The organism is Pseudoxanthomonas sacheonensis, assembly GCF_031455975.1.
Lineage (GTDB): Bacteria > Pseudomonadota > Gammaproteobacteria > Xanthomonadales > Xanthomonadaceae > Pseudoxanthomonas_A > Pseudoxanthomonas_A sacheonensis_A.
In genome coordinates, this window is sequence record NZ_JAVDTT010000005.1 from 117,487 (window position 1) to 131,879 (window position 14,393).

Sequence of the window (14,393 nt, forward strand, 5' to 3'; positions counted from 1 at the left end):
TGAATGAATTGTTAGGTGCCGCCCTTGGACAGCTGCACCCACCCATACGACCCAAAATCATGGACGGCCAGAGTTACCGGCACAGGATAAGTCCAACCACCAGCTTTCCACCATGACTCTGCGAGCCAGCGCGAAAGTAGATCGGCTGTCAGTTGAAGGCCAGGGAACTTGTCAGGCTCAACAAAGTACTGCTCGTCAATCTCTGCGAGGTCTCTGAGGTCGAGGTCAAGCTCAAGGGACCTTCCGGGGAATAGGCTTTGATCTCCGTGATCGACCTTGTTGTTCTTGCCGCGCCAGTAGGCCCAGATACTCGGAGCTCCACCGTAATCGTCTGGGAATACTTCCAAGTGCGCCTCGTCTATGCCGTGGCCGAGCGGCACGGCCAATAGATCTCTGAGTGCGCTGATAACTTGGTCTGAAAGACGATCCAGTTTGCGCTGATACATCGAGACAAACTGCTCTTGATTCAAACCATATGGAACCATGCGTGGCACCTAACGCAGAGTTAAGGGGCGCGCGGCGGCATGGCACCCCGGCCGTGCGACCGATGATAGACAAAGGCGGCCGGACCGCCGGGGTGCCATGCCGTTGCGCGCCCCTTGGACACCCTGTTAGGCCGCACGTTTGTGAGAATTGCGCTGGGAATTTATCGATAGATACAAAAGCGTAATTGCCGTAGGAATAATAAATCCCTTTAGATATGAGAGCGGATGCCTACCGTCTAAGAAGCGAAATGGGAGGTCAAAGAAGAGTGCCCAGTAATGCGTCGCTACCAGCGCGGAAATTGCAGTCCACATTCCATACAGCGCAAATCGCTTATTCATAGCCACGAGAACCAGGCTGAAAACAATTGTGACGCGAAGAATAGATTGCACGTGCTCAAATAGGGCGTGTGTGTTAGTGCTCTCGCCTTCGTACAAGTCAGTGCCTGAGCCAAGGTACAAATCGTAGAGAGTGTACGTGTGGTAGAAAATTAGAAGACCAGCTAGGGCGAAAATGACTATTCGTTGTACTTGAAAAAGTCGGCCGACGAGCTGCATTTTTGATTTCAATCTGTCCATATTGGATCCAAACCCATCGATTTCCCAATCAGGCCGCATTGCGGGTTTTGGCTGTCAAGGTTGAGGATCGCACTGGCTGTTCACGGCTGTGGAGTGCCGCAACTGGTTCCTGTGAGGCCTAACGCCTGAACTAAGCCGACCCGCAGCCGGGCGGCGACTGGGTGCAAATATAGCCGAAGGCGGGCACTTAGGCGCCGCCCTGATGCGGGTTCGGCTTGAATGAACTGTTAGCGCTCAAGGCAGTCAAGAAATGAGCACCTCCAGAGTAGTGGTGGTAGACCGTAAAGCGTCTAAGGTCTCTAAAGTGAAGGGTCGTGCCTGCCTCTCTGATCTCGATGCGCTCCAGATCGCTTAAACGGTAAGTTTTGTGGCCAAAAGGCCACCGATAGATCTCAATAGCATTTGGAGTCAGCGTGGCGCGGTACGTTAATAAGTAGACGGCCATGCAGAGTGCGAAGATTCCAATGGTCGCGGGTATGTAGGACAACAGGATCAAATTGCCCGAGTAGCGGTGATTAACAGGATCAAGCCACTGATAGATCGCGACGGCCAGGAAAGCAAGAGCGCATGCGAGCATGAGGTAAGGGGCGGCCACGTATCGGAGCCTCGGGCGACCGCTCGAGTCAATCTCCTGCTTCCGAGCCCACATAAACAATCCCGCCAGTAAGGCGAAAGCAACCGGGCCAGCGGCGCTAATGAGTATGGTGCGGAGCATGTTCTGAGCGCTAACTACGATTAGACCCCAAAGTGGGGTGTAGCGCGGATTGTGAGTGCGGCCTGGGAGGCCCGTCAATCGGACTTTGTCTAGACGACACAAGGAGTTACCGCAATATCGCGGGTTCGCAGTGCATGCAACATTGCCGGTGTTTACCGGCGCGAAGACCGTCTAATATCTACTGCGGAAGATCTCGCGGTCATAAGCAATTCAGGGTCTGCCTCGCCAAGGCTCAGGCTGTTCGATGAAGTTCGATGCGGATTGCGGGCGAAGCACTACAGTTTGCGTATGGAACAGGCCTATCTGTACTGGATTCGCCGGCATATACAAATTAACGGTCGCCGGCACTTGCGCGAATTAGGCGGTATCGAGAAGCACCGGAATTACCGCAACGCGCGCAGTGCCTTCTGCTCTTCCAGCGTCAGCGCCACGTTGTTGCGAAGATAGGCCGGCTCCACCCGTTCCGGCGCCATCGCCTCGCCGCGCGCGTAGGCGGCGACCGCCAGCCGTGCGACATCGGCGGCGTGCGGCAGGACGCTGGTGTCCACGCTGAGAAGTTGCGATCCCAGATGCGATTGAAGCGCGTTGTCGACGGCTGAAAAGCCGGTTCCCACCGCATGCCAGCCGCCTTGATCGTCCGGCAATACGACCTTGTCCGGTGCCGCGACGACTTCGGTTGAAATGGCGATGAGTTCGTCGCCATCGCGCTCGAACGCACCCACATAGACCTCGCCCATGCGTGCGTCGATCGCGGCGAGGATGCGTTGCTTCTGCCCCTCACCCTTCAGCGAGGCGGCTATCGCCATCAAAGTCGACACCCCGATCATGGGTTTTCCCAGCGCCAGTGCGATGCCCTGCCCCAGCGCGATGGCAAGGCGCACGCCGGTGAAAGCGCCCGGACCACGACTGATCGCAATGGCATCCAACTGCGAGCGTTTGATCCCCGCTTGCGTGAGAAGCTCCTCGGCCCAAGGCAACGCGTACTCCGCATGCAGGCGCGGCGCGACTTCATGGCGCTCGATGATTTCTCCGTCCAGATACAGCGCGACGGAGCAGGCTTCGGTGGCGGTTTCAAAAGCGAGCAGCTTCATACCAGTCCTGTTCGGAATCCTGCGTTGCATCGGGAAGAGTGGGCGCGACTCCGAAGAACCGCTGCACTTCCGCCACCTCGCGTGTGCGCGCGAACGGCGGCAGCGAATCCAGGAACACACGGCCATAGGGCTTGCCGGTCAGGCGCGGATCGCACAATACCAGCACGCCGCGGTCGGTCTCGCTGCGGATCAGCCGGCCCACGCCCTGCTTGAGCGCGATCACCGCCTGCGGCAGTTGCTCGTCGCGGAACGGATTGCCGCCGTCGCGGCGGATCGCCTCCAGCCGCGCTTCGAACACCGGATCGTCCGGCGCGGCGAACGGCAACTTATCGATCACCACCACCGACAGCGCATCGCCGACCACATCCACGCCTTCGCGGAAACTCGCCGCGCCCAACAGCACGCCGTTGCCCGATTCGCGGAAGCGCTGCAGCAACGTGGCGCGCGGCGCCTCGCCCTGCACGAACAGCGGCCACGGCGCGTCGCGCAGGGTTTCGGCCGCCTCGCGCAACGCACGGTGCGAAGCGAACAGCAGGAAGGCGCGGCCATTGGAAGCCTGCAATACCGGATACAAAGCCGCGATCAGCGCGGTACCGAAACCGCGCGTATTGGGTTCTGGCAGATTCTGCGGCAGGTAACACAGCGCCTGTTTCGGCCAATCGAACGGACTGGGCTGCAACAGCGTGGGCGGATCTTCCAACCCAAGACGCGTGGCGATGTGATCGAAACCGCCGCTGACCGCCAGCGTGGCCGAGGTGAACACCCAGGACGCATGGGATTTCTCCCGGTGTTCGCGCAGCGGCCCCGACACATCCAACGGCGTGCGCTGGCAACGGAATCCGCGCTGGGTCAATTCGTACCAGAGCACATCGCTGGTGGGCAGCGGGGCGCCGTCTTCCAAATCGACCACGTGGCTTTCGCCGGAAGTGGTACCGTCTTCCAGCCATCGCGCCAGACGCGTGGCCGAATCCTTGGCGCGCGAGGCGCAGGCATCCAGGCCCAGCGACGCATCGGCCATCGCCACCACCGCTTCGATCAGATGCGCCAGCGACTCGGTCAGCGCATCGAATCCGGCCCGCACTTCCGGTTTGGCCAACGCGCGGAAGCGGGTGCCGCGCGTCGGCAATCCTTCCATGCCCGCTCGCAGCTCGCGCAAGGCCTGCTCCAGCGCGCGCACCGGCACCTGCAAGCTGGCCAGCGCGCCGGGAATGTCCTTGCATTCGGCAAGACAGTCGCGCGCCAGGTCCTGGATCGGGCGCATGCCGAAACTTTCGCCGAAGAAATTCGCGGCGAGCTCCGGCAGCTGGTGCGCTTCGTCGATCACGAACGCCTGCGCGCCAGGCAGGATTTCGCCGAAGCCTTCCTGTTTCAAGGCCAGGTCGGCGAGCAGCAGATGATGGTTGACCACCACGATGTCGGCCGACTGCGCGCGCTGCCGCGCCTGCACCACGAAGCAGTCGCTCCAGAACGGGCAGTCGGTGCCCAGGCAGTTGTCGTTGGTGGAAGTCACCATCGGCAGCAGCGGCGAGTCGTCGGGTAGCGCATCCAGCTCGGCGATATCGCCGTACTGGGTGCGGCCGCCCCAGGACACGATGCGCTGGAATTGCGAAATCTGTTCGCGAGTGGTGAAGCGCGGTTCGCCCTTGGCCTGTTCCAGCCGGTACTTGCACAGATAGTTGGCGCGGCCTTTCAGCAGCGCGGACTTCAGGCCCGTTCCCAGCGCATTGCGCACGCGCGGCAGGTCGCGGTGGTAGAGCTGATCCTGCAGCGCGCGGGTGCCGGTGGAGATGATGGTCTTCAGACCCGACAACAGCGCGGGTACCAGATAGGCGAAGGTCTTGCCGGTGCCGGTGCCGGCTTCGGCGAGCAGCACTTCGCGGCCCTCGAAGGCTTCGGCGATCGCCGTGGACAGGCGTTGCTGCGCTTCACGGGGGACGAAGTTGTCGAGCTGGGCGGCGAGCGCGCCGCCGGCGCTGAGCGCGTCGCGACTGGCTTGGGCGAGTTGGGACATCCCTACATTCTATTCAAGCCGGCGACGGTGCAGCTTTCGATCTGCCCGTGCGCCGACGCGGCATCCTGCGCCAGGCCGCGCGCCAGTCGCGCCTGTTCGATGGTGGCCCAGTGCCGGCGGCAGAGCGGGCCGACCTTGGAACCCAGCTCGAAGGCGCGCTTGGCCAGGGTCTCGGCGCGTTCGTTGTCCGTTTGCAGCAACGCGACCTCCGCGCGTTCCTGCAGCACCGCCGGATCGTCCGGAACGATCAGCAGCGCCTGGTTCAAGGCATCGGCGGCGGCCCCATAGTTGCGCGCCGCGATCGCCGCGGTGGCCGCATCGCGCAGATCCTGCACTTGCGGGTCGCGCAGGGGTTGTACGGCGAGCTCGCGATCGTCCGCGCCCTTCGATGCGGCGATGGCGGCGGCCAAGCGTTGTTCGGGCGCCACTTTCGGCACCGGTGGCGGCGCAGGCAAACTCGGCATGGTGCTGCATGCGGCCAGCGAAACCAGCGAGGCAATCAGCAGCGTGCTTGGCGACAGCATCATTCTCATCACAATTCGCCCATCACTGTTCGGGGGCAGGTGCGGGTTCGGGAGGCGGCTCGGATTGTTCTTCCGGTTTTTTGTCCAGCCCGAACCAGCTGCGCCAACCGCCGCCCTCTTCTGCGCCCGGCTCCTCGGGCACGGATTCGATCACGCAAGGGGCGTACTCGGGCGCGAAACCGGCCACGAACGGAATCTGCCGTGCGCCAGGGCAACTAGCGTCGGTGGTGTTGGCGCCGGAGACCCATTGCCAGTCCAGACCCTTGCCCGACACCTTCAGCGGCGCGCTGGGCAGGCGCGAGAAAATGCCGGACCACACGCGCATCGCACCGGTAGCGCCGTACAGGCCGGTCTGTTCGTTCTGGTCGTTGCCCATCCACACCACCGCCAGATGGTCGCCGGTGTAGCCGGCATACCAGCTGTCGCGTCCGTCGTTGCTGGTGCCGGTCTTGCCCGCCGATTGCAGACGGCCCAGGCCGTCGCCGAGCAGCTGGCGGCCGGTGCCGTTGCTGACTACCTGCTGCAAAGCGATGCTGATCAGATGCGCGGCGATGGAGTCGCCTTCCTGCGCGGGTGCGGGTGTCTTGTCGTAGCGCTTGAGCAACTTGCCGGAAGGATCGAGCACGCCGCGCACCGCATGCAACGGCTGGATTTCGCCGCCCGAGGCCAGGAACTGGTACAGCTGCGCCATCGCGTACGGACTCTGGTCGGTGGCGCCCAGGATCAAGGAAGGATTCGTGTCGGATTTGATGCCGGCCAGCACGCGGATCAGGCCGGAAAGACGCTCAGGATCGACCTTCATGCCGATGCGCACGGTGGCCTGATTGTAGGAATGCGCCAGCGCGTCGACCAGCCGCACCGAGCCATGGCTGCGGTTGTCGGAATTGCCGGGCGTCCAGCGCTTGCCCTTGCCCAGCTGCACGGTGACCGGAGAATCGTCGACGTAGCTGGCCAGCGAATACTTGTCGGGCTGGGCCAGCGCCAGCAGATAGACGAAAGGCTTCAACAGCGAACCCACCGGCCGCTGCGCTTCCACCGCACGATTGAAGCCGGGCTGCGACACGTTGCGGCTGCCGACCACCGCCAGCACATCGCCGTCATGCACGTCGGTCAGCACCAGTCCGGCCTGCAGCGGCGGACGCCGCTTGTTCTCCACCGACTTCAGCGTGCGCGCCACTGCGCCTTCCGCGTAGGCCTGCGCCGAAGGCGACATACCCGTGAGCACGCTCAGGCCGGCGCCTTGCAGCGCGCTTTCCGGATAGTCGCGCGCCAGTTGCCGGCGCACCAGATCGACATAGGCGGGAAAACGGTTGGCGGCGGCCATGCCTGGCGTCTTGGTGACGCCCAGCGGCGCGGCCAGGGCGCGCTTCCATTCGTCGTCCTTGATCAGGCCGGTTTCGTGCAGTTTGTTCAAGGCGAGGTTGCGGCGATCCAGCGCGCGCTCGGGATTGCGGCGCGGGTCGTAATGCGAAGGCCCCTTGACGATACCGATCAGCAGCGCGATCTGTTCGGTGGTCAGCGAGTCGAGTTCGCGCCCGAACCAGAATTCCGACGCCGCGGCGACGCCGTGGATGGCCTGGCTGCCGCGCTGGCCCATGTACACCTGGTTCATGTACGCCTCGAGGATGGTGCGTTTGTCGTAACGCGCCTCCAGGATCAAGGCGAACAGGATCTCGTTGAACTTGCGGCTCAGGGTGACTTCCTTGCCGATGCCCAGCAGGCCGCTGCGCGCCAGCTGCTGGGTCAGCGTGCTGGCGCCCTGCTTGCTCTCGCCGCCGGAACGCACCGCGACCCAGAGCGCACGCACCATGCCGCTCAGGTCGATGCCGTGGTGGGTGCTGAAATCGCGGTCTTCCACCGCCTGCAGGCCGGTGACCAGCAACTCCGGCACCTCCTCCAGACGCACCAGCCGGCGTTCTTCCTGTTTCTGGCCGTACAGCGTGGCGATGCGGGCCGGATCCAGCCTCGCGGCCTTCAGGTTTTGCTTACGGACCAGATCACGCACGCTGGCGACACGCCCACCAGACAGCGAGACCTGCAGCCGGCCGGCCGGTATCTTGGCGTCCACATCGGTGAAGCCACGGCTCGAGATGGTGAAACGGCCGCCTTCGCGGGCGTAGGTGCCGGGATGTTCGCCCGCGCCGTCGTCGCGATAGGACGCGGCGTCTAGCTCGGTCTTGAGTGTCTGCGCATCCATCGCCACGCCGGGCGCCAATTGCAGCGGACGTGCATAGACGCGGGTCGGAATCTGCCATTGCAGCGCGCCGAAACGCTGGGTGACCTGGTGGTTCAGGTACAGCGTGTACGGAATCAGGAAGCCCAGGCCCAGCCCCAATGCCGCCAGTGCCCAGGTGATCAGCCGCTGCCGCCAGGGATGCGCGTCCTCGTGATCGTCGTAGTCTTCGTCTTGGTCGTCGTAGTCGTAGCGCGGCACAGGGATGCGACAATATGGAGTCCGGCGAGTCTAGCGCAGCCCGCCGTGCTGCGACTGCCGGAGATACCTTCCGCTCAGCTGGAGTTGCACCGCAATGTCGATTTCCCTGGCCGAGGTGCGCTTCCAATGGCAACGCGCGCTGGGGCTGATCCGTCGTGGCATGACCAGCCTGCGCGCGCGCGGCTGGCAGGCCACGTGGCAGCGGGTGCAGCGCCAGCTGCGCCGCGTGCCGCCTTCCCAACGCGCCAAACTCTATCTTCCCGCCGAAACGCCGTTCGCTCCGTTCGCCGTCCCCGACAGCGACAGGCCACGCGCCAGCGTCATCGTGCCGGTCTACAACCAGGTCGCCCACACCCTGGCCTGCCTGCGCGCGTTGGCTGCGCATCCGCCGCTGGCCGCGTGCGAGATCCTGGTCGTCGACGACGGCTCCAGCGATCAGACCCAACTCTGGATGAGCCAAGTGCAAGGTCTGCATTTCCATCGTCGCGCGCAAAACGGCGGTTTCATCGCCGCCTGCAACGATGGAGCCGCGCAGGCGCGTGGCGAGTTCCTGGTGTTCCTCAACAACGACACCGTGCCGCAACCCGGCTGGCTGGACGCCTTGCTGGACACCTTCCGCGCCCAGCCCGAGGCGGGTCTGGTCGGCGCCCAATTGCTGTATCCGGACGGACGCCTGCAGGAAGCCGGTGGCGTAGTGTTCTCCGATGGTTCGGCCTGGAATTACGGACGTTTCGAATCGCCCGAAGATCCGCGCTACGCCAGCCTGCGCGACGCGGATTACTGTTCCGGTGCGGCAATCGCCGTTCCCCGCGCGCTGTTCGCGTCGCTGGGAGGCTTCGATACGCGCTATGCGCCCGCTTATTACGAAGACACCGACCTTGCGTTTTCGGTGCGCGCGGCAGGCAAGCGCGTGCTTTATCAGCCCGCGGCGCGCGTCGTGCATCTGGAAGGAATCACCTCCGGCACCGATCTCAATCAAGGCGTCAAGGCCTATCAGGTGCGGAACCGGGAGTTGTTCGAACGGAAATGGCGCGATGCGCTCTCCGCCTTCCCCGCGCCCGGCCTGTCGCCGATGCCGGCGACGCTCCACGCGCATCAGCGGCAGATCCTGATCGTCGATGAAGCCATTCCTCAGCCCGATCGCGATTCGGCCTCCCTGCGCATGTTCAACCTGATGAAAATGCTGCGCCAGGCGAACGCGCACGTGGTTTTCCTGGCCACCGAACATGCGCCCGAGCAGCAGGCGCCCGAGCAGCAAGCTCTCCGCAACCTGCAAAACATGGGGATAGAGGTCTGGTATCCGCCGTTCTGCTCAAGTCCGCCTGCCTGGCTGGCCGAACACGGCAAGCGTTTCTCGGTGATCCTCGCCTGCCGCTATTACTTGGCGAGCAAGATCATGCCCCTGGCCAGGAAGCATTCGCCGCAGGCCAGCTTCGTGCTGGACACCATCGATCTGCATTACCTGCGCGAATCCCGTGCCGCCCAGCTGGCGGGCAACGAGGCACTGGCGAAATCCGCGTTGCGGACGCGTCAGCGCGAGCTTGCGGTGATTTCCGACGCCGACCTCACCCTGGTGGTGAGCGGAATGGAGCGCGACGTGCTGGCCAAGGACGCACCCGCCTCCAAAGTGGACGTGCTTTCCAACCTGCACGAAGTGGCGGGACCCGGGCTGCCGTTCCTACAGCGCCGAGACCTGGTGTTCGTCGGCGGTTTCCGCCACACGCCCAATGTGGATGCGGTGCGCTGGTTCGTGCAGGAAGTGTTCCCCCGCGTGCGGCAGCGTTTGCCGGATGTCGCTTTCCACTGCATCGGCGGCGATGTTCCGGACTCGATCGCCGCGCTCGGAAAGCAGGAAGGAGTCGTCGTCCACGGCCACGTGCCGAACCTGGATTCGGCCATGGACGGCATGCGCATCGCCGTCGCCCCGCTGCGTTTCGGCGCGGGCGTCAAAGGCAAGATCAATCTGAGCATGGCGCACGGGCAACCCGTTGTCGCCACAGGTTGCGCGGTGGAGGGAATGCATCTGCAGGAGGGAATCGACGTACTGGTGGCGGACGAGGCGCAGGCGTTCGCCGACGCGGTCGCGCGTCTGTACGACGACGAAGACCTGTGGAACCGGCTGTCGCGCAACGGGCTGGAAAACGTTGCGCGCCATTTCTCGATGGAGGCCGCGCGCGACGTCGTGCGCAGGGTCTTTCTTGGGGAAGGTTAGCGACCGCCTGTTTGCGCGCTGCGTACCCGCGCACTGAATTCGGCCAGTCCCGGCGCATTCCCGTCCAGTGCGCGCGCTTCCTGCAGGGCCTGCGCCGCGAACTCGACGTCGCCCGAGCCCAGGCGCTCGTCGCCTACCGCGATCCACTTCAACGACAGGCGCCGGCGGGCATCGGCCAGGTCGGCATCGCGCGTCTCCAGGGTTTGCCAGGCGTCGTAGCAGGCGCGCGCGCGGCGTACCCGATTGCCGCGTAGTTCGTCCTCGAAGCACACGCGCGTCGCCCGCAGCACGCGCGCGGCCGCGCGCTTGACCGCAGCATCGTCCGGGGCGAGCGCCTGCGCGGCGCGCAATTTGTCGTAGGCGCTTTCGCCGGGTGGCGCGATCCATTCGCCCCGCGCTTCGGCCTGCTCCATTGCCGTCAGCAAGCTCTGCACGCGCCGCTTCCTTTCGCCCGGAGGCAGCGCCCCGCTCAGTCGCGATTGCGCCAGCCGCGATTGCGATTGCCGCGCGCGGGCCAAGGCCTGTTCGGCTTCCCTGATCACGGTGGCGCGTGGGCTGAGCTCACGCGCCAGCCGCAGGGAGGCCTGGGCCGCGGGAAAGTCGAAATCCGAGGCCTCCCGCGCCGATCGCTGCGCATAGGCCATCGCGATGCGTTCGATGCCTTGCTGCGCGGCGGCGTCGGTGGCCGAAGCGGCCAGCACCAGCCGATAGCCGGCCAGCGCCTGTTCCAGCCGCTTCCGGCGCAGATCGCCATCGGCGGCGCGGCGGCGCGTTTCCACAGCGCGCGCAAGCTGCGCCTGCGCGTCGGGCAAATCCACATGGCCGGCATCGTATTCGCGCGCCTGCCCGATCAACCCGGACCCTTTCGCCAGATCGCCTTCGTCGATCGCCTGTCGCGCCTGTTGCAACAATTCCGACAGCGCGTCCTCACGTCCCTCCAGCGCGGCGGTATGGGTCGGCTGCAGCGCAAGCACGCGCTGGTACAGCGGCAGTGCGGCTTCCAGTTTCCCGCTCGCTTTCGCGCTGCCGGCCTGCCGCATCAGTTCATCCAACCCTGCACGCGCGGATTCGCGCTCGCGCAATTGGTTGGCCACCGCGTCGGCGTCGGCGCGCGGCACCTGCAATTCACGCGCCAGGACGAGCGATTGCCGCGCCTGTTCGAAACGATTGTCCTGTACGTAGCCGCGTGCCTGCGCGACGGCGGCTTGTGCGACTCGGGCGAGGCCATCGCGGGCTTCGCTGCGGTCGGAATCCAGCGCCTGCGCTGCTTCGAAACGCTGGCGGGCGCCAGTGCCGTCGGCGGCGCTCAGCCTGCCTTGCCGCAAGGCTTGCTCGGCTTCATCCAGCAGGCGTTGCACGCGCGTGTCGGGCCAGATCAGATTGGCCAGGGGCTGTCTGAAGACCACTACCGACAGTGCCAGCAGCACGATAGCCACTGCGGCCCAGCGCCACAGACGACGGTCCTGCCAGGTCGGCGCCTCAGGTTTTTCGGTAGGGCGGCGGAACCGCACTTCCTGCAGCCAGTCGGCCACTGGTTCGATCCTGCTGCGTGGCGGCTTGTCGGGGTTGCGGATCACGGCCGCAGGATACTCAGTCAAGCCGCCAGTCAGCCTGAACGCCGCGCTTCCTCTACCCCGGGCAGCGCATCCAGCTTGCCCAGCAGCATCGAAAGCTGGCCGTAGTCGGCGACTTTCAGGCGCAGGCGCAGCGCCACCTGGCCGCTGCCGCGCACGTTGTCGCTTTGGATATCGGTGACATTGGCGTCTTCCTGCGCGATCAGCGTGGTGATGTCCTTGAGCAAACCCTTGCGGTCCAGGGCGCGGATCTGCACGTCGACCTCGTAGCCGCCGCCGGCCACGCCCCACTCCACCGGCAACACTCGTTGCGGACTGGCGGCCGCCAGGCGCAGCAAGGAGGGGCAGTTGGCGCGATGCACGGTGACCCCGCGTCCGCGGGTCAGATAGCCAGCGATGGGTTCGCCCGGCACCGGCTGGCAGCAACGCGCCAGTTGGACCAGCAGGTTGCCCACGCCCTGCACGGTGAACTTGGATTTAGAAGGCGTCGGCGCGCGTTTGGGCAGACGTCGGACCGAAGCCGCAGGCGCCGGTTCGCTTGCCGCACGTTGTTCCTCGTGCAGCGCACGGCCGATCTGGCTGGGGCCGACATCGCCCAGGGCAACCTGTATGTACAGATCGTCGATGCCCTCGGCATGGAATTTCTTCGCCATGGAGGTCAGGTCGGCGTGGTGCAGTCCCAGGCGCTTGAGTTCCTTCTCCAGCACTTCACGGCCGGCCTGGACGTTGCGCGTGCGATCGAGTTTGTGGAACCAGGCGCGGACCTTGTCGCGCGCGCGGCCGCTGGCCAGGAATCCGTTGGTCGCCAGCAACCAGTCGCGGCGCGGTTCGCCGGTCTTAGCGGTCATGATCTCCACGCGGTCTCCGCTGCGCAGCCGGTGGTTGAGCGGCACGATGCGGCCGTTGACTTTGGCGCCGCGCGTGCGGTGCCCGACCATGGTGTGCACGTGATACGCGAAGTCGAGCACGGTGCCGCCGAGCGGCAGGTCGATGACCTCGCCCTTCGGCGTCAGCGTGTAGATGCGTTCTTCGGCGAGCTGGGCGTCGAGTTCGCCGGCAAGGCCTTCGGCCTCGTCGCGTCCGCCTTCGCCGCTCTGCTCCAGCAGTTGCCGCATCCAGGCGATCTTGCGGTCGAAAGCCTTGTCGCCGCCTTTGCCTTCCTTGTAGCGCCAATGCGCGGCCACGCCGAGTTCGGCCTGCGCATGCATTTCGTGGGTGCGGATCTGCACTTCCAACGTGCGCCCCTCCGGTCCGATCACCGCCGTGTGCAGCGAGCGGTAGTCGTTGGGCTTGGGGCGGGCGATGTAGTCGTCGAACTCGCTGGGTACCGGCAGCCACAACGCATGGACCACGCCCAGCGCGGCGTAGCAGGCGGCGACATCGTCCACCGCAACCCTCACCGCGCGCAGGTCGTAGAGTTCCTCCATCGACACCTGCTTCTTCTGCATCTTCCGCCAAATGCTGTAGATGTGCTTCGGACGCCCGCTGATCTCGGCGGCGATTCCCTGCTCGGCCAGCGCCGTGCGCAAGGTGGTCTTCACCCCCTCGATATAGCGTTCGCGCCCGGCGCGTTTTTCGTCCAGCTGCTGCACCAGTTGGCGATAGGTTTCCGGCTCCAGGTGGCGGAAGGCCAGGTCTTCCAGCTCCCACTTCAACTGCCAGATGCCTAGACGATTGGCCAAGGGCGCGTGGATATCGCGGGTCAGCTGCGCCAGCACACGCCTGTCGGCAGCGGGCAGTTTGCCGGCGACCCGCATCCGCGCCAGTTGCCGGGCCAGCAGAATCGGCACCACGCGCAGATCGTGGACGATGGAAAGCAGCAGCCGGCGCAAGCCTTCGCTATTGCCTGCGACCACGCGCTCGGCATGTAGCGCCCATACCTGCGCCGCTGCATTCTGTCCGTCCACCAGACCGGCGATGCCGGGCTGTTTCGCCAGTTGTGATTTCAGGCCGACCTGCAGGCTGGGGATGCCGAACAGCAAGGCCGCGACCAGCACGTCGCTTTCGGCCGACAAACCCGCCAACGCCTCGAGCGTATCGGCCAGCACGGGCCAGGCATCGGGCATACCCGACTCGACGTCGGGCAGCTCTGCGGCGTTCGCAATGGCGCCCCGCATTTCGGGCGTCAAGCCATCGGCTGAACGGGACTGCAGCCAGGTTTGCAGTGCAGCGAAGGTCACGGTGCTCGCAGTAATGGTTTTGCGGAAGATATGACTACACTAACGGCCTTGCGCCCGGAGGAGAACACCCAATGAAAGCCGCCATGAAATCGCTTCGCATCCCCTTTGCCCTGATCCTGCTTGCCCTGGCAACCGCGGCCTGGAGCCAGACGCCCCTGCAGACCGCCAACGTCGAGCAGCAGATGAGCGCCGACGAATTCAAAGCCGCCGGCCTGGACAAGCTGAGCGCACAGGAACTGGCCGCATTGAATGCCTGGTTGCAGCGCAAGGTCGCGCAGGAAACGGCGAAGGTGGCGGAAACGGCGAAGGAAGAAGGCCGCAAGGAAGTGAAGGAAAAGAACCGCGGCTTCTTCGACTTCGGTTCTGCCGAACCGATCGTCAGTTCGATCGCCGGCGAATTCAACGGCTTCGCCAAGGGCCGCAGGTATACGCTCGAGAATGGCCAGGTCTGGGAACAGATAGAACCCGCTTCCCTGGCCGGTGTACGCAAGACCAACCCCAAGGTCAGGATAACCCCAGGACTTTTCAACAACTGGTACATGAAACTCGACGGCTACAACACCATGGCCAAGGTTCGGCGCGTCGAATAGC

General features: G+C 64.6%; 10 protein-coding genes. 2 read left to right on the forward strand and 8 right to left on the reverse strand.

The genetic code is table 11. The features are described from left to right. Positions 1-11 precede the first annotated feature (11 nt). The 6 genes from J2W94_RS16705 to mrcB form a co-directional block, all read right to left on the reverse strand. On the reverse strand, positions 12-485 hold the full coding sequence (locus tag J2W94_RS16705; protein WP_310095854.1) for a hypothetical protein: 474 nt from the start codon (positions 483-485) through the stop codon (positions 12-14). A 763-nt stretch (positions 486-1,248) separates the two neighbouring features. Then, entirely contained in the window at positions 1,249-1,656 is a 408-nt protein-coding gene (locus J2W94_RS16710) for a hypothetical protein (protein WP_310095856.1), read from the reverse strand. Positions 1,657-2,159: 503 nt separating this feature from the next. Then, the gene (gene tsaB, locus J2W94_RS16715) at positions 2,160-2,867 is read right to left on the reverse strand and encodes a tRNA (adenosine(37)-N6)-threonylcarbamoyltransferase complex dimerization subunit type 1 TsaB (RefSeq protein WP_310095858.1); all 708 of its coding nucleotides are present in this window, start codon (positions 2,865-2,867) and stop codon (positions 2,160-2,162) included. Then, positions 2,848-4,878, reverse strand: coding sequence for an ATP-dependent DNA helicase (locus J2W94_RS16720; protein WP_310095860.1), 2,031 nt, complete (start codon positions 4,876-4,878; stop codon positions 2,848-2,850). The genes tsaB and J2W94_RS16720 overlap by 20 nt, the downstream gene beginning before the upstream one ends. Before the next feature lie 2 nt (positions 4,879-4,880). Then, positions 4,881-5,411 (reverse strand): hypothetical protein, encoded by a 531-nt coding sequence (locus J2W94_RS16725; protein ID WP_310095862.1) that lies wholly within the window; start codon positions 5,409-5,411, stop codon positions 4,881-4,883. Between the two features lie 13 nt (positions 5,412-5,424). Then, a complete protein-coding gene (mrcB, locus tag J2W94_RS16730; protein ID WP_310095863.1) occupies positions 5,425-7,836 on the reverse strand; it encodes a penicillin-binding protein 1B in 2,412 nt (803 codons plus the stop codon). Positions 7,837-7,930: 94 nt separating this feature from the next. Between mrcB and J2W94_RS16735 the strand changes: the two genes are divergently transcribed. Then, the gene (locus J2W94_RS16735) at positions 7,931-10,048 is read left to right on the forward strand and encodes a glycosyltransferase (protein WP_310095865.1); all 2,118 of its coding nucleotides are present in this window, start codon (positions 7,931-7,933) and stop codon (positions 10,046-10,048) included. Here J2W94_RS16735 and J2W94_RS16740 read toward each other — a convergent pair. Both J2W94_RS16740 and J2W94_RS16745 read right to left on the reverse strand, forming a co-directional pair. Continuing rightward, a complete protein-coding gene (locus J2W94_RS16740; RefSeq protein WP_310095867.1) occupies positions 10,045-11,646 on the reverse strand; it encodes a hypothetical protein in 1,602 nt (533 codons plus the stop codon). The genes J2W94_RS16735 and J2W94_RS16740 overlap by 4 nt on opposite strands. Positions 11,647-11,654: 8 nt before the next feature. Beyond that, positions 11,655-13,802: a RelA/SpoT family protein gene (locus J2W94_RS16745; protein ID WP_310095869.1), complete on the reverse strand. Its 2,148-nt coding sequence runs from the start codon at positions 13,800-13,802 to the stop codon at positions 11,655-11,657. Between the two features lie 83 nt (positions 13,803-13,885). Here J2W94_RS16745 and J2W94_RS16750 point away from each other — a divergent pair, with 83 nt between their 5' ends. After that, a complete protein-coding gene (locus J2W94_RS16750) occupies positions 13,886-14,392 on the forward strand; it encodes a hypothetical protein (protein WP_430540643.1) in 507 nt (168 codons plus the stop codon). Position 14,393 lies beyond the last annotated feature (1 nt).

What these genes read in the sequence shown, in the direction of transcription:
- J2W94_RS16735 (WP_310095865.1), top strand. Translation starts at nt 7,931, where the DNA reads ATGTCGATTTCCCTGGCCGAGGTGCGCTTCCAATGGCAACGCGCGCTG.
- J2W94_RS16750 (WP_430540643.1), top strand. Translation starts at nt 13,886, where the DNA reads ATGAAATCGCTTCGCATCCCCTTTGCCCTGATCCTGCTTGCCCTGGCA.
- J2W94_RS16725 (WP_310095862.1), bottom strand. Translation starts at nt 5,411, where the DNA reads ATGAGAATGATGCTGTCGCCAAGCACGCTGCTGATTGCCTCGCTGGTT.
- J2W94_RS16705 (WP_310095854.1), bottom strand. Translation starts at nt 485, where the DNA reads ATGGTTCCATATGGTTTGAATCAAGAGCAGTTTGTCTCGATGTATCAG.
- J2W94_RS16720 (WP_310095860.1), bottom strand. Translation starts at nt 4,878, where the DNA reads ATGTCCCAACTCGCCCAAGCCAGTCGCGACGCGCTCAGCGCCGGCGGC.
- tsaB (WP_310095858.1), bottom strand. Translation starts at nt 2,867, where the DNA reads ATGAAGCTGCTCGCTTTTGAAACCGCCACCGAAGCCTGCTCCGTCGCG.